Source organism: Actinomadura sp. CNU-125 (assembly GCF_001942465.1).
Classification (GTDB): Bacteria; Actinomycetota; Actinomycetes; order Streptosporangiales; family Streptosporangiaceae; genus Spirillospora.
The window spans coordinates 20,057-43,823 of record NZ_MKJY01000555.1; the positions used below are offsets into that span (position 1 = coordinate 20,057).

Annotated in this window: 24 protein-coding genes and 3 pseudogenes; 1 reads left to right on the top strand and 26 read right to left on the bottom strand. The window is 73.4% G+C overall.

The window, feature by feature from the left end:
- Window positions 1-16: 16 nt before the first annotated feature.
- The 12 genes and pseudogenes from BJF79_RS63990 to BJF79_RS40605 form a co-directional block, all read right to left on the bottom strand.
- A complete protein-coding gene (locus BJF79_RS63990) occupies window positions 17-253 on the bottom strand; it encodes a 2-hydroxyacyl-CoA dehydratase family protein (RefSeq protein WP_262403299.1) in 237 nt (78 codons plus the stop codon).
- Entirely contained in the window at window positions 250-1,326 is a 1,077-nt protein-coding gene (locus tag BJF79_RS40565; RefSeq protein ID WP_262403300.1) for a 2-hydroxyacyl-CoA dehydratase family protein, read from the bottom strand. Before BJF79_RS40565 ends, BJF79_RS63990 begins: the two co-directional genes overlap by 4 nt.
- Complete coding sequence (locus BJF79_RS40570) at window positions 1,326-2,441, bottom strand: 2-hydroxyacyl-CoA dehydratase family protein (RefSeq protein ID WP_075905391.1); 1,116 nt, start codon at window positions 2,439-2,441, stop codon at window positions 1,326-1,328. The genes BJF79_RS40565 and BJF79_RS40570 overlap by 1 nt, the downstream gene beginning before the upstream one ends.
- Window positions 2,438-3,469, bottom strand: coding sequence for a CaiB/BaiF CoA transferase family protein (locus BJF79_RS40575; RefSeq protein WP_262403301.1), 1,032 nt, complete (start codon window positions 3,467-3,469; stop codon window positions 2,438-2,440). Before BJF79_RS40575 ends, BJF79_RS40570 begins: the two co-directional genes overlap by 4 nt.
- Window positions 3,424-3,672 carry a CoA transferase gene (locus tag BJF79_RS63995; protein WP_262403302.1) on the bottom strand — a complete coding sequence of 83 codons (249 nt, stop codon included), beginning with the start codon at window positions 3,670-3,672 and terminating at the stop codon, window positions 3,424-3,426. Before BJF79_RS63995 ends, BJF79_RS40575 begins: the two co-directional genes overlap by 46 nt.
- The gene (locus BJF79_RS40580) at window positions 3,672-4,934 is read right to left on the bottom strand and encodes a CapA family protein (protein ID WP_262403303.1); all 1,263 of its coding nucleotides are present in this window, start codon (window positions 4,932-4,934) and stop codon (window positions 3,672-3,674) included. Before BJF79_RS40580 ends, BJF79_RS63995 begins: the two co-directional genes overlap by 1 nt.
- Window positions 4,894-5,709 (bottom strand): amino acid ABC transporter ATP-binding protein, encoded by an 816-nt coding sequence (locus tag BJF79_RS40585; protein WP_075905393.1) that lies wholly within the window; start codon window positions 5,707-5,709, stop codon window positions 4,894-4,896. Before BJF79_RS40585 ends, BJF79_RS40580 begins: the two co-directional genes overlap by 41 nt.
- Complete coding sequence (locus tag BJF79_RS40590; RefSeq protein ID WP_262403304.1) at window positions 5,706-6,572, bottom strand: amino acid ABC transporter permease; 867 nt, start codon at window positions 6,570-6,572, stop codon at window positions 5,706-5,708. Before BJF79_RS40590 ends, BJF79_RS40585 begins: the two co-directional genes overlap by 4 nt.
- Entirely contained in the window at window positions 6,569-7,495 is a 927-nt protein-coding gene (locus BJF79_RS40595; RefSeq protein ID WP_262403305.1) for a transporter substrate-binding domain-containing protein, read from the bottom strand. Before BJF79_RS40595 ends, BJF79_RS40590 begins: the two co-directional genes overlap by 4 nt.
- A 263-nt stretch (window positions 7,496-7,758) precedes the next feature.
- Window positions 7,759-8,319, bottom strand: coding sequence for a PaaX family transcriptional regulator C-terminal domain-containing protein (locus BJF79_RS64000; RefSeq protein ID WP_410050207.1), 561 nt, complete (start codon window positions 8,317-8,319; stop codon window positions 7,759-7,761).
- A gap of 155 nt (window positions 8,320-8,474) precedes the next feature.
- A pseudogene (locus BJF79_RS67850) lies at window positions 8,475-8,693 on the bottom strand (hypothetical protein); the annotation flags it as partial.
- A 49-nt stretch (window positions 8,694-8,742) separates the two neighbouring features.
- A complete protein-coding gene (locus tag BJF79_RS40605) occupies window positions 8,743-9,243 on the bottom strand; it encodes a dual specificity protein phosphatase family protein (RefSeq protein ID WP_075905395.1) in 501 nt (166 codons plus the stop codon).
- Between the two features lie 302 nt (window positions 9,244-9,545).
- On the opposite strand from BJF79_RS40605, the gene BJF79_RS40610 reads away from it, so the two are divergent.
- Window positions 9,546-11,873, top strand: coding sequence for a glycosyl hydrolase family 95 catalytic domain-containing protein (locus BJF79_RS40610; RefSeq protein ID WP_143220830.1), 2,328 nt, complete (start codon window positions 9,546-9,548; stop codon window positions 11,871-11,873).
- An 80-nt stretch (window positions 11,874-11,953) separates the two neighbouring features.
- On the opposite strand, the pseudogene BJF79_RS52205 reads toward BJF79_RS40610, so the two are convergent.
- The 14 genes and pseudogenes from BJF79_RS52205 to BJF79_RS40670 all read right to left on the bottom strand — a co-directional run.
- Window positions 11,954-12,319: pseudogene (locus BJF79_RS52205) on the bottom strand (substrate-binding domain-containing protein); the annotation flags it as partial.
- Window positions 12,320-12,386: 67 nt separating this feature from the next.
- A pseudogene (locus BJF79_RS67855) lies at window positions 12,387-12,989 on the bottom strand (LacI family DNA-binding transcriptional regulator); the annotation flags it as partial.
- The gene (locus tag BJF79_RS40620) at window positions 12,986-13,993 is read right to left on the bottom strand and encodes a Gfo/Idh/MocA family protein (RefSeq protein WP_075905399.1); all 1,008 of its coding nucleotides are present in this window, start codon (window positions 13,991-13,993) and stop codon (window positions 12,986-12,988) included. The pseudogene BJF79_RS67855 and the gene BJF79_RS40620, both read right to left, overlap by 4 nt.
- 87 nt (window positions 13,994-14,080) lie before the next feature.
- A complete protein-coding gene (locus BJF79_RS40625) occupies window positions 14,081-14,725 on the bottom strand; it encodes an amidohydrolase family protein (protein ID WP_262403329.1) in 645 nt (214 codons plus the stop codon).
- Window positions 14,611-14,931 carry an amidohydrolase family protein gene (locus tag BJF79_RS64015; protein ID WP_262403308.1) on the bottom strand — a complete coding sequence of 107 codons (321 nt, stop codon included), beginning with the start codon at window positions 14,929-14,931 and terminating at the stop codon, window positions 14,611-14,613. Before BJF79_RS64015 ends, BJF79_RS40625 begins: the two co-directional genes overlap by 115 nt.
- Window positions 14,928-15,272, bottom strand: a complete 345-nt coding sequence (locus tag BJF79_RS40630) for an L-rhamnose mutarotase (RefSeq protein ID WP_075905401.1) — start codon at window positions 15,270-15,272, stop codon at window positions 14,928-14,930. Before BJF79_RS40630 ends, BJF79_RS64015 begins: the two co-directional genes overlap by 4 nt.
- Window positions 15,269-15,760, bottom strand: coding sequence for a VOC family protein (locus BJF79_RS40635; RefSeq protein ID WP_075905403.1), 492 nt, complete (start codon window positions 15,758-15,760; stop codon window positions 15,269-15,271). The genes BJF79_RS40630 and BJF79_RS40635 overlap by 4 nt, the downstream gene beginning before the upstream one ends.
- Before the next feature lie 4 nt (window positions 15,761-15,764).
- Window positions 15,765-17,045 carry an ABC transporter permease gene (locus tag BJF79_RS40640; protein WP_075905405.1) on the bottom strand — a complete coding sequence of 427 codons (1,281 nt, stop codon included), beginning with the start codon at window positions 17,043-17,045 and terminating at the stop codon, window positions 15,765-15,767.
- Window positions 17,035-18,621, bottom strand: coding sequence for a sugar ABC transporter ATP-binding protein (locus tag BJF79_RS40645; protein WP_083734603.1), 1,587 nt, complete (start codon window positions 18,619-18,621; stop codon window positions 17,035-17,037). Before BJF79_RS40645 ends, BJF79_RS40640 begins: the two co-directional genes overlap by 11 nt.
- A gap of 38 nt (window positions 18,622-18,659) precedes the next feature.
- Window positions 18,660-19,649 carry a sugar ABC transporter substrate-binding protein gene (locus BJF79_RS40650; RefSeq protein WP_083734604.1) on the bottom strand — a complete coding sequence of 330 codons (990 nt, stop codon included), beginning with the start codon at window positions 19,647-19,649 and terminating at the stop codon, window positions 18,660-18,662.
- A gap of 46 nt (window positions 19,650-19,695) precedes the next feature.
- On the bottom strand, window positions 19,696-20,691 hold the full coding sequence (locus BJF79_RS57605; RefSeq protein ID WP_075905407.1) for an alpha-ketoacid dehydrogenase subunit beta: 996 nt from the start codon (window positions 20,689-20,691) through the stop codon (window positions 19,696-19,698).
- Complete coding sequence (locus BJF79_RS57610; protein ID WP_075905409.1) at window positions 20,684-21,634, bottom strand: thiamine pyrophosphate-dependent dehydrogenase E1 component subunit alpha; 951 nt, start codon at window positions 21,632-21,634, stop codon at window positions 20,684-20,686. Before BJF79_RS57610 ends, BJF79_RS57605 begins: the two co-directional genes overlap by 8 nt.
- Complete coding sequence (locus tag BJF79_RS40665; protein WP_262403309.1) at window positions 21,634-22,980, bottom strand: lyase family protein; 1,347 nt, start codon at window positions 22,978-22,980, stop codon at window positions 21,634-21,636. The genes BJF79_RS57610 and BJF79_RS40665 overlap by 1 nt, the downstream gene beginning before the upstream one ends.
- Window positions 22,980-23,726: an SDR family NAD(P)-dependent oxidoreductase gene (locus BJF79_RS40670; protein ID WP_083734605.1), complete on the bottom strand. Its 747-nt coding sequence runs from the start codon at window positions 23,724-23,726 to the stop codon at window positions 22,980-22,982. Before BJF79_RS40670 ends, BJF79_RS40665 begins: the two co-directional genes overlap by 1 nt.
- Window positions 23,727-23,767 lie beyond the last annotated feature (41 nt).

The following is a 23,767-nucleotide window of genomic DNA, read 5'->3' on the forward strand; positions in this document are numbered from 1 at the left end:
CGTCGGCCCGCCGCGGTCACGGCCGCTTCTCCTTCCGGGCCGCCTCCGGCAGAACCTGTGATTCCAGCCATTCCCCCACTTCGCGCTTGACGGCGGCATCGTCGTAGGTGCGCTTGTCGACGTTGTCCGCGTGGATCTCGATGACGGGGATTCCCGCGCGGCGCAGCGCCTGCGTGGTGAAGTAGCCGCCCCTGCCGTCGTCGGAGACGAGGTGGACCACACCGTCGACCCCGTGCAGCCGCGCCTCCTTCACGTACCATTCCGACGACCAGGGCGGAACGTAGAGCTGATCGCCGAAGGCGCGAAACGCGCCGCGAGCGCGCGCAGCGGATCGTCCCCGTACCGGATGTAACCGTCGGCCGCGATCGCCAGGTACATCGACCAGACGAACACCGCCCCGTACCGGTCTTCGAAGCTCTTGTAGAAGTCCATGTCGGACCACAGGCCGCGGCCGATCCACATGAGCCTGACGCGTTCGGTCTCGCACGCCGCCGCGCCCGCGTCGACCCGTTCGCGCACCTCGTCGTGGAAGCGGCGCGCGGCGTCCCGTGCCCATTCGGTGCCGCGATGCCACTGCGGCACCATCACGCTGGGGATGCTGTCGGCGACGCGCAGCGGGACGGGACGCGTGCGGGCGACGAGGTCGCGGGCCCGCCGGTTCCATTCCTCCTGCTCGTTGATGAGCGTCATGACCTCGCGGAACCTGGTCTCGCTGAACGCCAGTCCCGTGGTGGTCTCCAGGAACCTGATCAGCCCTTCCAGTTCGCCGACCATCAGGTCCAGGCGGGCACCGCCGACGGCGGTCTCCCACCGGTGCGGCATCAGTTCCCACCATTCCGGCGGAACGATGTTCTCGGCGGCGCTTTCCAGCGCGTAGTACGTGATCCCCGGCTGCTGGTCCCAGACGTCGAACATTTTGCGCGCGGTATCGGTCGTGGTCTCCCCGAGGACGATCGTGGGGCGCGGCAGCCCGCCCCACGGAGCCGTTCCGGGATCGTCCTCGAAGATCGAGGCCAGCGATATCGAGCTGTACTGTTCGGTGTAGTCGGGGTAACCGTTCTTCCGGAGCAGCGCGAGATACCGTCCGGTCTGCTGCTTGGCCGCCACGATCGACGCCCACCACTGGTTGACGACGTACGGGACGCCCATCGTCCGGAAGATCTCCTGCGGCGCGTCGGCGTTCACGAGCGCCAGCGGACGCCCGCCCGCCGCGTCCGCGCGCAGCCCGCGGAACCATTCGCGCTGGTAGCGGGTCGCGTCCACCGCCGACGCGAGCCGTTCCCCCGGTCGCCGTTCCCCCGGTCGCCGGTCCGCCGACCGCCGCATCACCGGCCTCCCGTCCGCGCGGAACGGAACGCGGAAGTCTCGAACGCGGACGTGTCGATCGCCCCGTACGGCTGCCGCTCGACCAGGACGGACGGGACTCCCGCGGCCTCGCGCTGCGCCGGGAAGTCCCAGGCCGCGGCCTCGTCGTGCTCCCGGCAGCAGGACACCAGCTCCTCGGCGCCGCACCGCTCCACCGCCATGGCGGTGTACCTCGCCCGCGCCCGGATGGAGGCGCGCGGGGCGGTCGGGCCGTTGTACTGGTACCGCTCCGCGAGGGCCTCCGGCGTGCGCCCGCCGACCCGGCGCTCGAAGAGCAGGTCGCCCCAGTCGTGGTCCTCGCCGACGATCACCCGGCCGGTGGACTCGACCCGCTCGTACACCTCCGGCGAGTCGTGCCCGCTTCCCGTCATGAAGACCCGGACGCCGTCGTGCCGGGGCAGCTCCGCCGCCTCCGCGAGCAGGCGTTCGAGCAGCCCGTTGTACGCGTGGACGGGCAGGACCGTCCCGGCGCCGACGATCGCGAGCCATTCCCGGCCGGTGACGCGCGCCGGGCTCCGCCGCCGGAGTTCCGCCGCCGCGGCGGCGAGCAGCCGCCGGCTCTCGTCGTGCGCCGCGACGGCCGCCGCGAGCGCGTCGTCGCCGATCGGCCCGCCCGTCCAGGTCGCCAGCCGGTCGCGCAGTTCCCGCAGCCGCCGAAGGTCGTAGCGCGTGGTGGTGCGGTGCGGGAGATGCAGCACGTCGGCCAGGTGCACCGGCGGCAGCGCCGTCGCGGGCTCGGTGCGGCGCAGCTCGCGCAGCGCGTAGAAGAGCCGCAGCGACGCCTCGCAGTCGCGCGCGACGACCAGCCCGTCCAGCCGTCCCCACCGGCCGGCCAGCAGCCGGGTGAGCGTCGAGCGCGCCGCCGGGTCGACGCCCCGGCCGAGGTAGCGGTCGCCGTCGGCGGTGTCCTCGCCCGGCCCGCCGGACAGCCGCAGCGGCAGCGCGCCCGCCGCCGTGATCAGCTCGACGGGCACGTCCGCGCCGACGTGGCCGATCACCGGGACCGGCGCGTCCGCCGGGCGCGGCGCGGCGGGCCGCCCGGCGTACACGCCGAGGAGGGTGTCGAGCGCGCTCATATGACCGCGTCCCTCGTCAGCTCGGCGATCCGCGCGTCGTCGTACCCGAGGAGCCCCTTCAGCACCGCGACGTTGTGCTCGCCCAGCAGCGGCGGCGGCTCCGCGAAGCCGACCCGCGCCGACGAGAACCGGATGGGCAGCCCGGTGCCGGAGAGCTCGGGCCCTTCGGGGTACCGGGGGTGGCGGATCGCGACGACCTCGCCCCGTTCGCGGACGGCCGGGTCCCGGACGGCCCGTGCGGGGTCGCGCACCTCCGCCGCCGGGACCCCGTTGCCCTCGAACGCCGCCAGGACCTCGGCGCGCGGCCGGTCCCGCGCCCATTCGGCGATCACGGCGTGCAGCTCGTCCGCGCGGGCGACCCGGTCGTCGCGGCGGCCGAAGCGCTCCCGCCACCGCTCGTCCGGCACGCCCATCGCGGCGAACACGCCCGCGGCGAACCGGTCCGTCGGGGCGCACAGCGCGATCCAGCCGTCCCGGGCCTCGAACACGCCGAAGGGCGCCAGCCGGGGGACGGTCGCGCCGGTGCGCTGCGCCAGGCCGACCGCCTCGTACGCGTCGAACGGCTCGCACGCGACGAGCGAGGTCAGCGCGCCGAGCATCGAGACGTCCACGTGCTGCCCGCGTCCGGTGGCGTCCGCCTGCATGACGGCGGTCAGCGTGCCGATGACCGCGTACAGGGGGGCGAGCAGGTCGCCGATGGGCAGGCCGAAGCGGACCGGGCCGTCGCCCGGCGCACCGGCGGTGGCCATCACGCCGCTGAGCGCCTGGACGATCGAGTCCATCGCCTTGCGCCCGTGGCCGCCCTCCGCACCGAACCCGCTGATCGAGGTGTAGACGAGCTTCGGGTTGAGCCCGCTCAGCTCGTCGTAGCCGATGCCCAGGCGCTCGGTGACGCCCGGGCTGTAGTTCTCGACGAGGACGTCGGCCGCGCGGACCAGCCCGGCGAAGACGGGACGCGCCCCGGGATTCTTGAGGTCCAGCGTCACGCTCTCCTTGCCGCGGCCCCGCAGCAGCATCGAGACGGACATGTCGTCCTCGTGCCGGCGGGCGAGGCGCAGGCCGTCGCGGCGAGGTAGGGGGCGTTGCCGCGGGACGAGTCGCCGCCCGTCGCCGGGTTCTCGATCTTGATGACCCGCGCCCCGAGTCCGGCCAGCAGCAGGGTCGCGTACGGGCCCGAGAGCGCGGTCGTCAGGTCGAGCACGATCCGGCCCGCGAGCGGACTGCCACCCATCACGTTCCCCCTCCGGCATCCGTCACGACGGTCGGCGTATCTGTGGCGAGCGTTCGCACCTCGTAGTTCTCCTGTCGGCTGTCGCGCCCGGCGTTCGCACCCCCGGCACCGAGCATCTGGTCACCCTCGTTCGCGATGCGGACCTCGCCGCCGCGCCAGGCGAAGCCCGTCCCGAAGCCCGCCTCCCGCGAGATCCGCCGGACGTACTCGGCCACCGGCCCGCCCCCGTCGTGCTCGCCGAGCGGGACGGGACGGCCCCGGTCGTCGATCCGGCAGGGGACGAACCCCGCCTCGACGAGCGCGCCCGACGCGTCGAACCGGCACACGGCGATCGCGGTGTTCCGGCTCTCGGGATGGAAGGGGTAGAACGGCATGTCCGGGTCGGGCGCGAATCCGTACAGTTCGGTCCGCCGCCGCGCCCACGCCTGCCGCTCCGGGCTGTCCCCGTCGCCCGGGTCGAGGGCGCGGGTGACGGTGACGAAGTTGCCCAGCCCGTGGTAGATCGGGCGTCCCCGGTAGACCTCGATCCCGCGCATGATGTGCGCGTGGTGGCCGAACACCGCGTCGGCGCCCGCGTCGACCGCCGCCCTGGCGACCTGCCGCTCGTACTGCTCGACCTTCGCCGGCGTGTGCCCGACGCCCTTGTGGAAGGAGACGCACACGACGTCCGCGTCCGCCCGCAGCGCGGCGATGTCGCGCGCCATCGCGGCGAGCCCGTCGGGGTCGGCGAACGTGTAGACCTTCGGCGGCCCGCCCGGGCTCGCGTGGTCCAGTTCGTAGTGGGTCAGGACGTGCACGTAGGCGCACCCCGGCTTGGCCGACGTCGCCCACGACTCCCGCGGCCCCACGCAGTTGTAGCTCAGCACGCCGACGCGGAGCCCGTTCCGTTCCACGATCGCGGGCCGCTTCGCCTCGTCCAGGTCCGCCCCGGCGCCCGCGACCGCGAGCCCGGCGTCCCGCGCGTGCCGGACGGTGTCGAGCACGCCCTTGTCCCCGCAGTCGGCGATGTGGTTCCCCGCGAGGGTGACCACCCCGAACCCGGCGCCCGCGACCGCCCGCAGCGCCGCGGGGTCCGCCGGTCGCGCGGGGACGTCCGTGCCGCGCTGCTCGGACGAGTCGGTGTGCGGCACCTCGACATGCCCGATCACGATCGTCCCCGCGGCCAGTGCCGCGCTCGCGGGGGCGAAGAACGAGGCCGGTTCGGGTTCGTCGAGGATCAGGTCACCGACCGCCAGCACCGTCGTCGCGTCCATGGCCCGCATCGCCCTCCTCGGAGAATCTGGACAGGAAAGTCCTCAGCCGCTCGGATCGAGCACCGCCGAAGATCTGCCGGGGCGGCCCTTCCTCGACCACCCGGCCCGCCTCCATGAACACGCACCGGTCCGCGACCTCGCGCGCGAACGCCATCTCGTGCGTGACGACGACCATCGTCATGCCGGCGTCGGCGAGCTCCCGGATGACCTTGAGGACGTCGTCGACCAGTTCGGGGTCGAGCGCGCTCGTCGGTTCGTCGAACAGCAGGATCCGCGGTCGCGGCGCGAGCGCCCGGGCGATCGCGACGCGCTGCTGCTGCCCGCCGGAGAGCCGGTGCGGGTACTCGTCCGCCTTGTCCGCGAGCCCGACGCGTTCGAGCAGGTGGCGGGCCCGCCGCTCCGCCTCGCGGGGCGACGTCCCGTGGACTCGGACGGGCCCCTCGGTGATGTTGCGCAGCACGGTGAAGTGCGGGAAGAGGTTGAACTGCTGGAACACCATGCCCATCCGGCGGCGCTGCGCCGCGCGCCGGGCCTCGGTCAGCGGCCGCAGGCCCCGCCGGTGCCGTTCGTGGCCGAGCAGTTCGCCGTCCAGGTAGATGGCGCCGCCGTCGATGGGTTCGAGCTGGTCCACGCAGCGGACGAGCGTCGACTTCCCCGATCCGGACGGGCCGATGATCGTGACGACCTCGCCGTCGGCGACGTCGAGGTCGACGCCGTCGAGGGCCGCGTGCGACCCGAACGTCTTGCGCACGCCGTGCACGCGCAGCACGGTCGTCCCGCTCATGCCGCGCCCCGCCCGAAGTGCCGCTCCAGCCGCCGCTGCCCCGCCGACAGGACCGTCACCACCGCCAGGTACCAGATGCAGGCGACGAGCAGCAGCGGCACGACCTCGTACGTGCGGCTGTAGACGGCCTGGACCGAATGCAGGAGGTCGGAGATCGCGATGACGCTCACCAGGGAGCTTCCCTTCAGGACGCTGATGAACTGGCTTCCGGTCGGCGGGACGATGAACCGCATCGCCTGCGGGAGGGTGATGCGGAAGAAGGTCTGCGGCGGCGTGAAGCCGGTCGCCCGCGCCGCGTCCCGCTGCCCCGCGGGCACGCTCAGCAGCCCGCCGCGGACGATCTCGGCCATGTAGCCGCCCTCGTGCAGGGACAGCGCGACGATCGCCGCGACCAGCGGCGTGATGACGCTGTTGGTCTGCCAGTACAGGAAGCTCGGGCCGAACGGGATCCCCAGCGAGAGTTCCGGCAGCAGGTACGCGAGGTTGAACCAGAACAGGAGCTGGACGAGCGGAGGGATGCCGCGGAACACGGTGTTGTAGGCCGTCGCGAGCCACCGGGCGGGCGCGAACCCGCTGAGCGCCGCGGCCGCCAGGCACACGCCGAGCAGCGAGCCGATCACCATGGCGACCACGGCGAGCAGCACCGAGACGCCCAGCCCCTTGAAGACCGAGGCGCTGAACAGGTGGTCGGCCACGACGTCCCACTCGAACGCCGGATCGGTCACCATGAACACCGCGAGCTGCGCCAGGAGCACCGCCATGACGATCCCGGCGGCCCAGCGGACGGGGTGGACGCGACGGCGGGCGCCGGCGACGTCGTCCAGGGCCTCGGCCACCGCCCCGGGTGCGAGATCCGCCTTCACGAGGCGCCGCCCGACGCGACGTTCATCTTCGGCTCGGGGACCATGACCTCCCGCATCCCCCACCGCGTCATGATCTTCTCGTACTCGCCGGTGCGGACGAGTTCCTTGAACGCGTCGAGGATCACCGGCCCGAGTCCGCTCTTCTTCGGCGCAAGCAACGCGAGCTCGGCCGTCCCCGCGCCCTCCTCCTCCGTCTGCGTGACGATCCCGTAGACGTTCTTCTCTTGCCGCATCACGTAGAGCGCGGCGTTCTGCGTCATGCCCGCGGCGTCGGCCCGTCCCGCCTTCACCGCCAGCAGCGTGCTGTTGGTGTCGGCCAGCCCGACCGGCGTGGGCGTCTCCTTCCCGGCCGACCGGCAGAACTCGGTGAGGCCGTCCATATGGTCGGCCACGACACTTCCCTCGACGATCGCCACCCGCATGCCGCACAAGTCGCCGGCCTTGGACGCCTTCACCCCCGAAGCCGTCGTGAACAGGTAGGAGGTCCCCGTGGTCATCCACACCACGTTGTCGAACCGCTTCTCGCGCTCGGCGGTGTCCTGCACGGGCCCGTTGAACACGTCGTGCCGGTCGGCGAGCATGCCGCCCAGCGACGCGGGCAGCCCGGTCACCTCCACCAGCTCGGTGCGCACCCCCAGCACCCGTCCGAGCGCCTTGCGGACGTCCACGGTGAGACCGCTGTCGATCTTCCCGCCGGTGCCCGTGATGCGGTACGGCGGATGCGGATCCCCGGCGAAACGCAGTACCCCGGCCCGCTGAACCTTCTCTGGCAGGCGGTCGTGCAGGGCCTGCACCGCCCCGTCCGGCAGGTCCTCCGCCTCCGACGACCCGGAGGACGTGCTGGCCCCGCACCCGGACAGCGCCATGACCGCGGCCACCGCGATCGGTGCGACCGGCCGGGACCGGTATCCACGCTTCGGCACGGCATCCTCCAGGTCACATTGAAGTTCACATCTCATGTCGAGCGACACAAATTGTGACTATCTTCAATGCGCGCCGGAGGCCCGTCAAGACCCGGATCGCCTGATGAGAGAAGGTGACCGCCCAGAGCAACCGCCGTCGGCCCCGGACGTCGCGTCCGAGCACTGGCACCGAAGCCGCCGATCCGCTCGTCATGACAAGCGTCACCCATGGATCGGCGGAGACGCCGAAAACCCTCGGCAACGCCGAGGGGAGGAACCCTAGATCACTCCGCGTCGATCACCGAGTGCGTGGTGTGGTGCCGCACCAGCTCGCCCAGCGCGGGCGAGAACCCCGTCACGATCTGCCGGACGCGGATCTCCGCGGGCGGGCCGAGCTCGTCGTAGAGCCGGGCGAACATGTCGTGGGCCCGCCTGAGCGGCCAGTCGGCGGGAAGCAGTTCCGGCGGCAGCTCGGGATCCAGATTCGGGAAGTGCCGCCAGGTGTCCATCACTTCGGTACGGGCCAGCAGCGCCTCGGACGTGCTGACGTCGCCGTCCAGCACCCGCCGCAGCAGCCCCTCCCGCTCGGCGACGAACCGGTCGTACCGCGCGCGGAGTTCCGCGAGGTCCCAGGCGTCCAGCGGGTCCAGGCCCTGCGGGACGCCCGCCGGTACCCGCGCGACGACCACGCTGTAGCTCTTCAGGTCCAGTTCGGCCAGCGAGCGCGCCGCCTCCTCCGCGACGTCGTGCGGAGAGATCCACACGCCGTCGTAGAGCGGGGCGAAGCCCGACCAGCGCAACCGCGTCCGGGCGGCGTGCCGCAGGTCGCGCTGCCCCTCGGGCACGGAGAACGCGGCGACCCGCCACTCCCCGTCCCAGGCACGGCGCTCCGCCCGAACGACATGATCCGGTGGGCGCCGTCCTTCAGCATCTCCGACGCGCGCCCGGTCATCGCGTAGTACGAGCGCCGCCCCTCCTTCGACACCCGGAGCAGGCCCCGCCGCGCGAGCCTGCTGAGCGCCGCCCGCGCCGCGACCTGCGAGATCCCGAACTCGCCCAGCAACGCCACCAGCGCCGCCGACGGCAGCGGCTCGTTCCGGTCGAGCCAGTAGTCGCCCAGCAAGGTGATCAGCAGGTGCTGGGGCTGCGCCCCCTGCTGCATCCGGGGCAGCCGCACCTCCGGAGCGGAACCCTCGCCATCGACCGTCATGGCCCCCATCTTAGAGACGACACCGCCTCGGACGATCGCAAGGGATCGTGCATCGTTCTCAGGCGTCGAGCCCGGTCAGCAACCGCGCGACGTCGAGCCCCGTGCCCAGGTAGTCGACGAACAGCGCGTTGTTCAGCGCCCACTTCGACCGGCGGTGGCGGACGAGGAAGATCGCGTCCTCGGTGGTGTACCCAAGGTCGACGAGGGCTTGGGCCACGACGAGCCCGGAGCGGTTGTAGCCGGAGTGGCAGCGGACCAGCACCCGCCGCCCGTCCCGGACCGCCGCCACCACCGACTCGGCCGCCCGGCAGACGCTCTCGATCTGCTCCGCGCTCAACGGCCCGTCCGGGACCTCCGCGCACCGGTGCTCGACGCCGCCGCCCGGACCGTGCCCCTCGCGCACGTACAGGCTGACCACCAGATCGAACTCGCGGTCCACGACGGCCGGGACCCGCGTTCCCGTCGCGTCCAGGTAGAAGTGACCCCCCATCCACAGCATCGGGACGATCTCGTCCCACGGCGATCCGGGATCGGGTACCTTCCGGCCCTTGGTCCGCATGGCCTCGCCCTCCGCAACCGCCCGACCGAACCGGGCACTTCTTCCCGAGCCGATTCCAACACGGAATCGATCGACGTGTCGTCATCAATTCGGCGCCCGCACGGAGGAAAGCACCGGCCAGGGGTCGCTGCTGTTCCGCCGCACGACTCTCGCGTCCGGCACCCCGCCCGGACCCGGGAGCCGGCGCCGCTCGCCGGAACAACGGATCTTGCCCGAGCCCAGAGTGACGTGCGACACTCGAGATCATCGATCTAGTCAATCGATTGACCAATGAGGGAGGACGGCGTGAGAGGGCTGAGAACGTGAGGCGGGGGTGGCGGGGCGCGGTCGCGGTGGTCGCGGCCGGAACGCTCCTGGGGACGGGCGCCACCGCGGCCGCCGCCGGGCCCGACGCCCGGCCGACGACCGCGTGGCGGCACGGAGAGCTGCAGGTCGACACGGCCGGGGTCGTGTCGCGGTCGGACTTCGTGCTGAAGAGCCCGGCGTGGCGGGCGTACCAGAGCATGCCGGTCGGCAACGGGACGCTGGGCGCCGCCATGTGGTCCGAGGACGGGTTCATGGCGCAGTTCAACCGCGCCGACACCTTCCCCGACCTGAAGTCGGCCGGGCAGCTGACCGTCCCGGGCCTGCTCCCGCTGATGCAGGCGGAGGACTACCGGGGACGGCTGCGGCTGCACGAGGGCGACCTGGTGCAGCAGGGCGGCGGGATGTCCGCGCGCGGTTACGTGCGGGCCGACCGCGACCAGTTCGTCCTGGAGGTGACCGGCGCCGACCCGGACCGGGTGCAGACCGCCGACCTGCGGCTGTGGGAGGGACGGTCGCCGACGGCCTACGCGCGCGGCGGCGTCGCGGCGCTGGCGGAGACGTTCGCGGACGAGGCGTCGGGCAGCCTCACCGGCGCCGTCGCCGCGCTGACCGCCGACGGACGGGACGTCACCGCGAAGGTCGTCGACGACAAGACGGTGCGGCTGACCTTCAAGCCGCGGAAGGACGGCGGTTTCCGCATCGTCACCGGCGTCCCCGCCTACACCGGCGGCGACCTCGGCGCGGCGGCCGCGAAGGCGCTGCGCGGCGCCTCGGACGGCGACCGCGCGCACCGCGCCTGGTGGCACCGGTTCTGGGACGGCGCGGCGCCCATGCGGATCACGTCGCGGGACGGCGTCGGCGAGTACATGGAGCAACTGCGCGCGCAGCAGCTCTACATGACCGCCGCGACGATGCGCTCGGCGGTGCCGAGCAGCCACGGCGGCGTCATCAACATGTTCTCGCCGTGGCGGGACGAGGTGCACTGGTCGGCCGACCACTGGTGGCACTTCAACCTGCGCCAGCCCGTCTACACCAACTTCGGCGCGGACACCGAAGAGTTCAACGAGCCGTACTTCCGGCTCTACCTCGACCGGCTGGAGGAGATGCGCGACTGGACGAGGACCTACTGGAAGGACGCCGAGGGCGTCTGCGTGGCCGAGTTCCTGCGGTACGACGGGACGGCCGAGGCGTGCGACAGCGAGCGGCCGCCGGACTGGCTCAACCGCATCGTCACGACCGGGCCCGAGGTCGTCCACAACCTGTGGCTCCAGTACCGCTACACCGGGGACCGCGACATCCTGGACGAGGCGTACCCGCTGATGAGGGACGTGGCGCGGTTCTACCTGTCGATCCTCGAAGAGGGCGACGACGGGAAGCTGCACCTCCACAACGTCAACGCCATGGAGACGCAGTGGGACGCCACCGACCCGGCGCCCGACCTCGCCGCCATGCGGGTGATCTTCCCGGTGATCGCGGAGCAGGCGGACCGGCGGGACGACCGCGGGCTGGCGCGCGAGCTGCGCGCGGCCCTGCCGAAGATCCCGGACTTCCGGACCGTCACCCGCAACGGTGAGCGGGTGATCGCCTGGTCGGCCACCGACGAGGAGGCGCACAACACGCAGAACCCCGACACCGAGCCGCTGTTCCCGTGGGGCCTCTACGGCCGGGACTCCGAGCTCATGCAGTCGACGTTCCGCAACCGGGTGTTCGTGAACACGCGGGAGTGGGCGGAGGACGCGCTGCTCGCCGCCCGGCTCGGGCTGTCCGGGGAGATGCGGAACCTGCTCGTGCAGGGCACCGGGGACTTCCAGATCTTCCCGAACGGGTTCGGCTCGCACAGCGTCGACGACGATCCGACCGAGATGACGAACTACTACAACGGCTGGAACGCGGTGGTCGGTTCGTCGCTGCAGGAGTCGCTCGTCCAGTCGTACGAGGGCGTCGTGCGGGTCGCGTCGGCGTGGCCGAAGGGCTGGGACGTCGCCGGGTCCGTGCAGGTCGAGGGCGGGCACCGGGTGAGCACCGAAGTGCGCGACGGTGTGCCGAACCTCGTCGGCGTCGAGGCGGGCGGCGACGGCACGCTCGCGATCGCCAACCCGTGGCCGGGCGAGCGGGTGCGGGTCGTCGACGGCGACACCGGGCGCGGCCGTCCGATCGTGCCGCCGACCGGCGACGAGGTGATCCGGTTCCGGGTCGAGGACGGGCGGTCCTACGTCGTCGAACGGGCCGACCGTCCGTTCCCGTCGTTCCGCTTCGACGGCGTCGACGGGAAGCCGGCGACGGACGTCCGGCGGCTCGGCGACCGCACGCTCGGCGTGGAGTGACCCCCCGCTAGCCGCCGCGAAGGCGGCCGCGGCACCCGGTTCCGGGTGCCGCGGCCGTCTTCGCGGTTCCGATCCGCGCGTCAGCGCGGCTTGGCCGTGGACTGCCGGACGATCAGTTCGATCGGCTCCCGCACGATCTCCTCGACCGGATGGTCGGCGGGCACCGACAGCAGGAGCTTGGTGGCGCGCGCGCCGAGCGCGCGCAGCGGCATCCGGACCGTGGTCAGCGGCGGGACGAGGTGCTCGGCCAGCGGCAGGTCGTGCACCGCGACCACCGACATCTCCGCCGGGACCGAGACGCCGCGGGCGCGCAGCGCGCTGAGCACGCCGATCGCGGACGCGACGTTCGCGACGAACATCGCGGTCGGCGGCTCCGGACCGTCCAGGAGCCGCTGCACCGCCTGGACGCCGCCGCGGTCCGTACACGTCCCGGACGACGAGCCGCGGGTCCTCGTCGAGGCCCGCCGAGCGCAGCGCCGTCGCGTACCCGTCGTGGCGGCGGTGCGCGGTGTCGGCGCCGGGCGGCCCGCCGACGTGCGCGATGCGGCGGTGGCCGAGGTCGAGCAGGTGGTCGACGGCGACGCGGGCGCCGAGCACGTCGTCGAGGATGACGTACCGGCCGGAGGCGGGGCCGCGGCGGTTGACGAACAGCCACGGCAGCCCCCGGTCGGCGAGGGTGGCCTGCTCCTCGTCGGTGATCGTGCCCCCGGCGAGGAGCAGCCCGTCGACGCGTCCCTGCCCGAGCAGGTCGAGGTAGCTCCGCGCGCCGCGTCCGGCGGTGGACGAACCGACCATCAGCGCGCAGCCGAGGTCCGCGGCCGCGGTCTCCGCACCGGTGATGATCTCCGCGTAGACGGGGTTGGCGAAGTCGGGGATGTACAGCCCGACGGTCCCGGCCTTCGCCGTGCGCAGGCTGCGCGCCGCGACGTTCGGCCGGTAGTCGAGTTCCTTGAGGGCGGCGTTCACCCTGGCCCGCGTCTCGGGGCGGATGTTCAGCAGGGGGTCGGCGTTGACGACGCGCGACACGACCGCCTTGTCGACCCCCGCCTTGCGGGCGACGTCGGCGAGCGTCACCCGGCGGGCCCGCGAACGGCCGCCCCCGGTCGACTGGGTCACAGTGACTGAGCCTCACCGCTGTCGATGGATTTGTACAGAGCCTGGACGAGTTCCAGCGTACCGAGATTCGCGCGCGCGGCCGTGGGAGACGGCTCGTCCTCGGCGATCCAGCGCAGCAGCCCGGCCATCGGCCCGGCGAACGCGCCGGGGATCCACCGTTCGGTCACCGGGTAGGCCGTCCAGCCGTCGGTGGGCGCCGTGGAACTGGACACCTCCAGGGTGTCGGGACGGCCGTGCGGGTAGTCGTACAGCAGCCCGAGGGTGCCGCGGATCGCGCCCTTGTCGCCGTCGATCCGGAACTCGGCGCGGAAGTCGCCGGTGCGGTTCTCGTGGTTGACGTGCAGGAGCGCGCGGGCGCCGTCCTCGAACAGCAGGGTGCTCATCGTCCTGGACTCGCCCGTCTCCGCCTGGCCCGGCGTACGGGACGCGGCGCAGAAGACGCGGACGGGGTCGCCCAGGATGCTGCGCACCGCGTCGAGGTAGTGGATCGAGTGGTACATGATTTCGAGGCGTTCGGAGCGGACGAGCCAGGACCAGCCGCTCCAGTCGGTCTTCACGTCGACGTTGAACGACATCGCGGTGGGCGTCCCGATCCAGCCGGCGCGGACCATGGCGCGGGCCGCGGCGATCCCCTCGTCCCAGCGGAGCTGCTGGTTGACGGCGAGGCGGCGGCCGCCCGCCTCGGCGAGCGCGGCGAGCTCGCGGGCCTCGGCGAGGTCGGGCGCGAGCGGCTTCTGGCACAGCAGGTGCTTGCCCGCCGCCAGCGCGGCCCGCGCGATCGGCGGCTGCGCGTGCGGGACGACGGCGATGTCCACGACCTCGACCCCGTCGTCCGTCAGCAGGTCGTCGAGGGAGTCGTAGACGTGCGGGACGCCGTGCCGGGCGGCGACCTCGCGGGCGCGGTCCCCGTCGAGGTCGAAGATCCCGCGGACGGGCAGCCCGTGCGCGGCGTAGGCGGGCAGGTGCGCGACGTCGACGATCGCGCCCGCACCGACGACGGCGATCGGCCGCCGGTGGTGCTCGGGGACGAGACGCGGGTCTCGGCGGCGATCGGGGCGAACAGGTCGAGCATGAGGGCGGCTCCGGGTAGGTCAGGCGGGGTCGGGGATGCGGTAGACGTCGGCGGCGGTCCCGCCGAGGACGCGCGCCCGGTCGGCGGGGTCGAGGCCCAGGTCGTCGAGGAGGTTCGCGGTCTCGTCCCACACCTTGCGGTAGCCGCCGGCGAGGACGGAGATGGGCCAGTCGCCGCCGAACATCAGCCGGCCGGCGCCGAACAGTTCGAACGCGTGCTCGGCGTAGGGGCGCAGGTCGGCGGCCGTCCAGGTCTCCCAGTCGGCGGCCGTGTTCAGCCCGGACACCTTGGCGTGGACGTTCGGGTGCTCGGCGGCGCGGGCGAGCAGGCCCGCCCAGGGTTCGCGGCCGCGCTCGGCGATCGGCGGCTTGGCGAGATGGTCAATCACCAGCCGCAGGTCCGGATGCCGTTCGGCGAGCAGCGGCACGTGCTCCAGATGCCGGGGCCGGACGGCGACGACGTCGAACGTCAGGTCCCGTTCGGCGAGCGCGTCCAGCCCGTCCCGTACCTGCGGCCGCAGCAGCCAGTCCGGGTCGGGCTCGTCGTGGATCAGGTGCCGGACGCGACGTAGCGCGGGTCCCGCCGGTAGCGGTCCAGCGCGGCGGCGGCCTCGTCCGGGCGCAGCAGCGGCACCCAGCCGACGACCGCCCGCACGCGCGGCCAGCGGTCGGCGACCTCCAGCATGTAGTCGGTGTCGGCGTAGGAGTCGGCGGACTGGACGAGGACCGTCCCGTCGACCCCGCACGCGTCCAGCAGCGGTTCGAGGTCGTGCTCCTCGAACGTCCGGTGGATGGGGCCCTGGTCGGGCGTCAGCCACGGGTACTCGACCCGGTCGAGGTTCCAGAAGTGCTGGTGCGCGTCGATGATCACGAGTGTTCCTCCCCGGGGCGCGGCGACTGCTCCCGAAGATTCCACACCTTCGCGAGCGCGTTCGTCCGGCCGTCCTCCCCCGGTTCGAAGCGGTCGACGAACTCCCCCATGTGCCGTTGCCACGCCTGGTCGGCGGGGTCGCCCGCGAGGACTTCGAGGGCGGCGGCGAAGTCGTCGGCGTCGACCAGGTGGAACAGGTCGCGGCCGCTGCGCCAGATCGTCCAGTCCCGGATCCCGGCGCGGCGCAGCGCGGCGAGCAGGTCGTCCGGGACGGCGGCGTGCTCCCGGTCGTAGTCGTCCTCGCGCCCTTCGCGCAGGACGCTGTGCAGCGCGACCTTCACGCGGAACCTCCCGGGAGCAGCGCCGCGCGGTGCGGCGGCGGCTGGACGAGTTCGAGCGTGATGTCGTCGGGGTCCAGGAAGTAGCAGGCCGCGCCGCCGGTGTTTGCGCCCGCCGTGATGCGGTTGGGCGGCGACACGAACCGGACGCCGAGGGCGGCGAGCCGGTCGTGCTCGGCGGCGGCGTCGGCGACCGCGAACGCCATGTGCGCGGCGCCCGGATGGTGCCGGGCGGGGTCCTGGCGCTCGCCGCGCGGGACCACGTACTCCACCAGCTCCAGGTCGTGGGTGCTGACGTGCGCGGGCCGTCCGGGGACGGCGAGCTGCGCGACCCGCAGGCGCGCGTCGGGGTAGCCGACGAGCGCCCGCGTGTACTCGTTGTCCTGGTCCTGGACGTGCACGAGGTCCATGCCGAGGACGTCGCGGTAGAACGCGACCGACCGGTCGAGGTCGGCGACGTGGAAGCTGAAGTGCCAGATCGCGGCGAGCATCGGCTCAGTCCTCCTTCCGGACGGCCGCACCCGGCTGCGCGGATACCGTCGGTTTCTCGGGCGGTGGCGGCGGCTCCGGCCCGTCCTCGCCGGACGGCCCGGTCGCGGCGGGCGTCTCGGCCTCCCTGATCCGCCGGGTCTGGCCGCGCCGCAGCGAGATCGTGTAGACCCCGGCGGCGACGATCAGCACGACGCCCTCGACCAGGCCCTGCCAGTTCGCGCCGAGGTTCAGGATGTTGAACCCGTTCCGCAGGGTGATCAGGATCAGCGCGCCGACCAGCGACTTGCCGACGCTGCCGAGGCCGCCGAACAGCGACGTCCCGCCGAGGATCGCGGCGGCCAGCGCCGTCAGCTCGAAGCCGGACAGGGCGCTCGGGTTGATCGAGCCGAGCCGGGCGGCGTACAGGACGCCGACGAACGCCGCGACCGTCCCGTTGAGGACGAACGCGACGACCTTGTACCGGTCGACCGCGATGCCCGACAGCCGGGCCGCCTCCGGGTTGCCGCCGGACGCGTACAGCCGCCTCCCGATCGTGGTGTAGCGCAGCACCCACGCCGCGACGATCGCCAGCAGCAGCAGGTAGAGGGTCCGCTGGGTGATGCGGATCGTGAAGATCGCGACGGGCGACGCGGCGATCAGCACGACCCCGGCGACGAGCGGCACCAGGATCCGCGGCGGCCGCCACTCCTTCGACCGCGCGGCCCGCCACGCGCCGACCGCCAGCACGACGATGCCCGCGAGCAGGTAGAGGTTCGGGGTGATCCACGAGCCGCCGTCGACGGCGCGCAGCCCGTCCCGGACCGCGCCCTCGGGCGCCGTGACGGTCCGGCCGTCGGTGACGATGAGCACGACCCCGCGAATGGCGGTCATGGTGCCCAGCGTCACGATGAACGCGTTGATGCCGAAGTACTGCACCACCACGCCGTTGAACAGGCCGATGACGGCGCCGACGGCGAGCGCGGCGAAGAGTGCGGGCCAGAACCCGATGTCGTCGGCCAGGCTCAGGCAGACCGCCGCGCCGAGCGCGGCGACGGCGCCCACCGACAGGTCGAAGTTGCCGCTGATCAGGACGATCGTGGTGGTGACCGCCATCAGGCCGATCAGCGTGGTCTGGTCGAGGATGTTCGCGACGTTCGTCGGCCCCAGGTAGAACACCCGCCCCTGGGCCTGCGCCGCGAAGGTCAGGACGGCGACGAGCAGGACGAGCGCGTACACGACGCCCGCGTTGCCGAGCCGCAGCGCGGCGGGGAGCCGCGGCCGTCCGGACGTGGTCTCAGTGCTCACGCGGCACCTCTTCTTCTTCGTTCCGGCCGGACGGCTCGGGCCGCGCCGGCCGCCGCGTCCGCAGGCCGTGGGCCAGCATCAGCAGCTCCTCCTCGGTGGTCTGCGCGGCGCGCCGCTCGGCGACGATCCGGCCGCCCCGGACGACGAGCACCCGGGTGGCGACCGACAGCAGCTCCTCGAACTCGCTGCACACGAGGACGACCGCCTTGCCCTGCGCCGCGAACCGGCGGACGAGCCGCAGCAGGTCGGCCTTCGCGCCGACGTCCACGCCCGCGGTCGGCTCGTCGAGCAGCCACACGCGCGTGTCGGCGTACATCCACTTCGCGAACACGACCTTCTGGGCGTTGCCGCCGGACAGCTCGCCCGGCACGGCGTCGACCCCGGCGGTGACGATGCCGAGGTCCGCGACCGCCCGCTCCGCGCGGGCCCGCTCGTCGTCGGCGCGCGGCACCAGCCGTCCGCGCGACAGCCGGGCCAGGTCGGGCAGGGAGATGTTCTTCCACAGCGGCAGCCCGCCGTGCAGCCCCTGCCCGGCGCGGTCCTCCGGGACGTACGCCATGCCCGCCCCGACGGCGGCCCGCGCCGAGTTCGCGACCTCGGTGCCGCCGACGCTGACGGTGCCGGTGGCGGACGAGTCGTCGCGGAACACCGCGCGCAGCAGCTCCGACCGTCCGGCGCCGAGCAGCCCGGCGACGCCGACGATCTCCCCGGCGCGCACGTCGAACGAGACGTCGCGCACGCCCGTCGCCGACGACAGCCCGGCCACCCGCAGGACGACCGGCGCGGCGGCGTCCGGCTCCGGCTCGCCCTCGCGTTCGACGGCGAGCAGTTCCCGGCCGGTGACGGCGCGGACGAGCATGCCCTCGGTGACCGCGTCGGTCGCCTCGTCGAGCACCGTCTCGCCGTCGCGGATGACCGTCGTGTGGTCGGTCAGCTCGAAGATCTCGTCGAAGAAGTGCGAGATGTACAGGAACGCGGTGCCCTGCGCCGACAGCCGCCGCACGGCGTCGAACACGACCCGCCGCTCCTTGTCCGACAGCGACGCCGTGGGCTCGTCCATCACCACCAGCCGGGCGCCCGCCGCGAGGGACTGCAGCACCGACACCATCTGCCGGGCGCCGATCGGCAGGTCGCCGACGACCGCGTCCGGGTCGACGGGGTAGCCGAGCCGTTCGACGAGCGCGCCGAACTCCGCGCGCAGGTCGCGCGTCATCCGCCAGGCGCCCGACCGGTCGAGGAACACGTTCTCGATGACGGTGAGGGTGGGCACCAGCGGGACGTGCTGGTGGATCGTCGCGATCCCCGCCTTGCGGGCGGCGCCGGGGGCGCGCCAGCGGCGGTCCCGGCCGGCCCAGCGCAGCACGCCGCCGCTCGGCGGATGCGCCCCGGAGATGATCTTCACGAGGGTGGACTTGCCCGCGCCGTTCGCGCCGACGAGCCCGTGCACGCTGCCCGGCCGCACCGCGAGGGAGATGCCGCGCAGCGCGCGCGTCCCGTTCGGGAACGTCTTGGTGACGCCGTCGAGGAGCAGGAGCGGTTCGCCGTCCGGCCGTGCGTCCGGCGGTGCCTCCGGCATGGCTTCCTCCTTCCCTTCCGCGTCCGCAGCCGCGGGCCTCACCATTGCGGCTTGCACTCGCCGACGTTGTCCTTCGTGATCGCCGGGGTGTCGTAGGTGACGAACTCGGCGTCGTGCTTCTTCGCGCCGGTGAGCTGCTCGTGCAGCACCTTCATGGCGCGCGCGCCGAGGTCCTCGGGCTTGTAGCAGACCGTCCCGTACAGGTCGCCGCTCTTGACGCCGTCGATGCCGAGCTTGGAGCCGCCGACGCCGATGACGGCGGCGTCCGATCCGGCCGCCTTCACCGCCTTCGCGCAGCCGACGCCCATGTCGTCGCTCTCGGCGTAGAACAGCTTGACGTCCGGGTGCGCGGCCAGCATGTTCTGGCAGGCCGACTGCGCCTTCTCCGGCAGCCAGTCGCCGGGCTGCCGCGCCACGACCTTCAGCTCGACGCCCTTCTCCTTCGCGGGCGCCTCGAAGTCGCGGTACCGCTGGTGGGTCTCGGCGAACCCGGCCGTCCCCTCGACGACCGCGATCTCGCCGCCGTCGGGGAGCACTTCGAGCGCCAGTTCGCCCGCCGTGCGCCCGGCCGCGTACTCGTCCTGCGTCGCGAGCGCGACCAGGCCCGGGTAGACGTCGGTGAGCTCGCGGGACTTCGGGTCGCCGACCTGGGACGCGACGGCGACGGTCGGGATCCCGGCCTGCTTCAGGCCGTCGGCCATCCCGGCCGCGACGCTGGAGTCGACGGGCAGCAGCAGCACGCCGTCCGGCTGCTGGCCGATGAGGTCCTGGATGTCGCTGGACTGCTTCTGCGCCTCCCCCTGCGCGTCGACCTCGATCACCTCGACGCCGAGCCGCTCCGCCTCGGCCTTGATCCCCTTGGTGACGGCGGCGGGGAACGGGAAGCTCTGCCCCAGGGTGGACACCCCGACGGTCAGCTCGCCCTTGTCCGCCGCCGCCTCCGTCTCGCCGGCCTGCCCGCACCCCGCCGCCAGCGCCGCCATCGCGAGCGCCGCCGCAGCGGCCGCCAGCGTCTGCCTCCGTGCCATCCGCGGCACCTCCGTTCTAACGATTGACTAAGGGAGGGACGGCCGGTCAGGCCGCCGCCGTCTCGGCGATCCGGGCCGCGATCGGCCCGGCCGTCGGCAGCACCGCCGCCGCCAGCCCCGGCGCCGCCGGGATCCGCACGTCCGGGGCGCCGATCCGCACCAGCGCCGCGTCCAGGCCGATGCCCGCCTCCGCGACCCGCGCGACGATCTCGGCGCCGAAGCCGCCCGTCACGTTCGCCTCGTGCACCACCGCGAGCCGCCGCGTCCGCGCGACGCTCGCCAGCACGGCGTCCAGGTCCAGCGGGTTCAGCCAGGTCAGCTCCAGGACCTCCGCCTCGACGCCGCGCGCCGCCAGGCTCTCCGCCGCCGCCAGCGCCTGCCCGGCCACCGCGCCCCAGCTCACCACCGTGACGTCGCGGCCCGGCCGCCGCAGGTGCGACCAGCCCATCGGCCGCGGCGCGCCGCCCAGCTCGACCTCCGCCTTGTCGCCGAAGTACAGCGACCGGTTCTCCACGACGATCACCGGGTCGTCGGCGTGCACCGCGGCGACCAGCACGTCATGGGCGTCCTGCGCGGTCCGCGGCATCGCCAGCCGCAGCCCGGGGACGTGCAGGAACAGCGCCTCCAGCGACTGCGAGTGCTGCGCGCACGCCCCCGGCGCGTTCCCCTGCTGGGTGCGGACGACGATCGGTGCGGGCGCCGCGCCCCGCGAGACGTACCGGGCGTTCGCCGCCTGGTTGACGAGCTGGTCCAGCGCCACCAGCGAGAAGTCCGCCCACATGATCTCTACGATCGGCCGGGCGCCCATCAGCGCCGCGCCGACCGCGCTGCCGAGGATCGCGGCCTCGCTGATCGGGGTGTCGAACACCCGCTCGCCGAACTTGCGGCGCAGCCCGCGCGTCACGCCGAACACGCCGCCCGGCTTCGCGACGTCCTCCCCGTACAGGAGGGTCTCGGGCACCTCCTCCAGCAGCCGGGCCAGCGCCGCGTTGACGGCCTCTCCGTACTTCAGCTTCCTGGTCTCTGCGGTGGTCTCAGGCATAGACGTGGTCCTTCGCGGTGTCGGGATCGGCGGGCGGAGCGGCCAGTGCCGCCGCGGCGGCCTCCTCGATCTCGGCGCGGGCCCGCGCCCGCGCGTCCTCGATCCGTGCGGCGGGGACGGCCGCCGCCGCCAGCTCCCGGGTCAGCCGGGCGATCGGTTCCTCCTCGCGGGCCCGGTCCAGCTCGCCCGGCCTGCGGTACTGCTCGACGTCCCCGATGTAGTGGCCGACGAGCCGCTGCGTCATCAGCTCCAGCAGCATCGGGCCGCCGCCCGAACGCGCCCGTCCGACCGCGTCCCGCACGGCCGCCCGCACGGCGGCCGGGTCGTTGCCGTCCACCCGTGCCCCGGCCATGCCGTACCCGGCGGCGCGGCGCCACAGCTCCGGCTCCCCGACCATCTCGTCGATCGGGGTCAGCTCCGACCAGTAGTTGTTCTCGCAGACGAACACGACCGGCAGCTTGAACGCGGCGGCCATGTTCAGCGCCTCGTGCGACGCGCCCTGGTTCAGCGCACCGTCCCCGCAGACCGTCAGCGCGACGCGCCCGCTCCCGTCGAACCGTCCGGCCAGCGCGGCGCCCACCGCGATCGGGAGCCCGGCCCCGACGATCGAGTTCTCGCCGTGGAAACCGTGCTCGGGCGCGGTGAAGTACGCCGAACCGCCCCGGCCCCCGTTGACGCCCGTCGCGCGTCCCGCGCACTCGGCGATGACGCCCTCGGCGGGCACGCCCCGCGCGAGCGCCCAGCCGTGCCCCCGGTAGGTCGCGAACAGGGCGTCGTCCGGGCCGAGCTCCGTGCAGGCGCCCACCGGCCCGGCCTCCTGGCCGATGCACAGGTGCACCGACCCGACGACCTCCCCGCCGATCCGCAGTTCGCGGATCTTCTCCTCCAGCGCCCGGACGCGCCACATCGCGTGCAGATCGGCGAGCCGCTCCGTATCGTCCATTACTGCTTCCCTCCTTCGTCGCGGACGGACTTCCACTCGCGCAGCGCGCCGGCCGCGACCGACATCGCCTCGCCCAGATAGTCGGACGGGTCCAGCTTCAGCGGCCCGACCGCCGCGCGGACCTCGTCGGGCAGGTCGCGCACGCACGTCGCGACCAGGTCGCCGCCCTCGGCGCGGGCCCGCGCCGCGGCCGCGTACACCAGGTCGTGCGCCCGCTCGCGGCCCAGCGCCGGCGCGAGCCGCATCATCAGCGCCTCGCTCATCAGCAGGCCGTCCAGTTCCACGTTGGCGCGCATCCGGTCGGGGAACACCCGCAGCGAACCGGCCGTCTCGCCCGCCAGCCGGACGGCCGCGGCCGTGTACTCGGCGACCTGCGGCACCGCGAGCCACTCGACCTGCCACTCCCCGGCGCTGCGCTCGTGCCCCGCCTCCATCGCCCGGCCGAGCAGGGCGGACGCCCCGGCGGCCGCGACGCCGTAGCCGATGACGGCCTCGGAGTAGATCGGGTTGACCTTCTGCGGCATCGTCGACGACGCCCCGCGATGGTGCCCGCCCTCTTCCCCGACCTCGCCGATCTCCGTCCGGGACAGGTCGACGACCTCGCGGGCGAACCGCACGCACGTCGCGGCCAGCAGCGAGCACGCCTGCCCGAACCGGGCGACCCGGTCGCGCGCCACGTGCCACGGCACGTCGGTGTCGGCGAGCCCGAGCCGCCGCGCGACCCCGCTCCGCACCCGCGCACCGTCCTCGCCCATGGCCGCGTTCGTGCCGCCCGCACCGAACAGCGACACCACGCCCACGTCCGCGCGCGCCCGGCGGACCTCGGCGACCTCCCGGGCCACCTCCCCGAGGAACACCGCCGTCTTCGCGCCGAACGTCGTCGGGACGGCCTGCTGCGCGTGCGTGCGCGCGGCCATCACCACCTTGGCGTTCGCGCCGGTCAGCTCCGCCAGCGCGTCCCCGAACCGCACCGCGAGCTCGATCAGCCGGTCGCACGACCGGACGAGCTGCAGCGCCAGCCCGGTGTCCATGATGTCCTGGGTCGTGGCGCCGTAGTGGACCCGCCCGTCCGGCCCCTGCGGCAGGTGCCCGGCGAGCTGCCGGATCAGCGGGAGGATCGGATACCCGACGTTGCGCGACCGCTCCCACAGCAGGTCCATGTCGATCAGCTCGGCACGGCAGACGGCGCTCACGGCGTCGGCGTCGTCCCTCGTCAGCAACCCCACGTCCGCTTGGGCCTGGGCGAGCGCCGACTCGGTCCGCAACCAGGCGTCGACGGTGTTCTCCGGCGACCAGACGCGCACCATCTCCTCGTCCCGGTACAGCGCGGACAGCAGGTGACCCATCAGTCCATCTCCAGTCCGCCGTCGACGTTGATCGCCTGGCCCGTCACGTACGAGGCGAGGTCGCTGAGCAGGAACGCCACCACCGCGGCGAGCTCCTCGGGACGCCCGTCCCGCTTCAGCGCGGTCGCCCCCGTCACCTCGTCGAGGTAGGCACGGCCCGCCCCGGCCCCGAATCTGCGCTCGCGCTCGGCGATGATCCCCTCCCACATCGGCGTCATGAACACGCCGGGACAGACCGCGTTGACCCGCACCGCCGGTCCGTACGCCAGCGCCGCCGACTTCGTCAGCGACAGCAGCGCCGCCTTCGACGCCGCGTAGTGCGCCGCGTTCGGACGTCCCGACCGCGCCGCGACCGACGCGAGCGTGACGATCGCGCCGTTCTCCATCAACGCCGCCGCCTGCTGGACGACGTGGAAGACCGACGTCAGGTTCAGGTCGACGATCCGCCCCCACTCCTCGGGCGTGAGCCGGGCCAGCTCCTTGGTCTGCATGGCACCGGCGCAGTTGACCAGCCCGTCCAGCCCGCCGAGCGCCTCCGCCGCCCGCCCGGGCAGCGCCCGGGCCTGCTCGGGGTCGGCGAGGTCGACCGCCAGCGGCACCGCGCCCGCGACGTCGTCCTCGCGCACATCGGCCGCGACCACCCGCGCACCGCACCCGGCGAGGTGCGCCACGACCGCCCTCCCGAGGCCCCCGGCGGCACCGGTCACCAGGACCCGCCGCCCGCTGAGAGTCGGCTCCACGGTCACGTTCCACTCCGTTCAATCGATTGACTACCGCGGAAACGTAA

Coding starts and splice junctions, on each gene's coding strand:
- BJF79_RS40650 (WP_083734604.1), bottom strand. CDS start 19,649: ATGGCACGGAGGCAGACGCTGGCGGCCGCTGCGGCGGCGCTCGCGATG.
- BJF79_RS40585 (WP_075905393.1), bottom strand. CDS start 5,709: ATGAGCGGGACGACCGTGCTGCGCGTGCACGGCGTGCGCAAGACGTTC.
- BJF79_RS57605 (WP_075905407.1), bottom strand. CDS start 20,691: ATGCCTGAGACCACCGCAGAGACCAGGAAGCTGAAGTACGGAGAGGCC.
- BJF79_RS40565 (WP_262403300.1), bottom strand. CDS start 1,326: ATGCGGCGGTCGGCGGACCGGCGACCGGGGGAACGGCGACCGGGGGAA.
- BJF79_RS57610 (WP_075905409.1), bottom strand. CDS start 21,634: ATGGACGATACGGAGCGGCTCGCCGATCTGCACGCGATGTGGCGCGTC.
- BJF79_RS40635 (WP_075905403.1), bottom strand. CDS start 15,760: ATGCTCGCCGCGATCTGGCACTTCAGCTTCCACGTCGCCGACCTCGAC.
- BJF79_RS40570 (WP_075905391.1), bottom strand. CDS start 2,441: ATGAGCGCGCTCGACACCCTCCTCGGCGTGTACGCCGGGCGGCCCGCC.
- BJF79_RS40605 (WP_075905395.1), bottom strand. CDS start 9,243: ATGCGGACCAAGGGCCGGAAGGTACCCGATCCCGGATCGCCGTGGGAC.
- BJF79_RS40580 (WP_262403303.1), bottom strand. CDS start 4,934: ATGCGGGCCATGGACGCGACGACGGTGCTGGCGGTCGGTGACCTGATC.
- BJF79_RS40645 (WP_083734603.1), bottom strand. CDS start 18,621: ATGCCGGAGGCACCGCCGGACGCACGGCCGGACGGCGAACCGCTCCTG.
- BJF79_RS63995 (WP_262403302.1), bottom strand. CDS start 3,672: ATGGGTGGCAGTCCGCTCGCGGGCCGGATCGTGCTCGACCTGACGACC.
- BJF79_RS40575 (WP_262403301.1), bottom strand. CDS start 3,469: ATGTCCGTCTCGATGCTGCTGCGGGGCCGCGGCAAGGAGAGCGTGACG.
- BJF79_RS40665 (WP_262403309.1), bottom strand. CDS start 22,980: ATGGGTCACCTGCTGTCCGCGCTGTACCGGGACGAGGAGATGGTGCGC.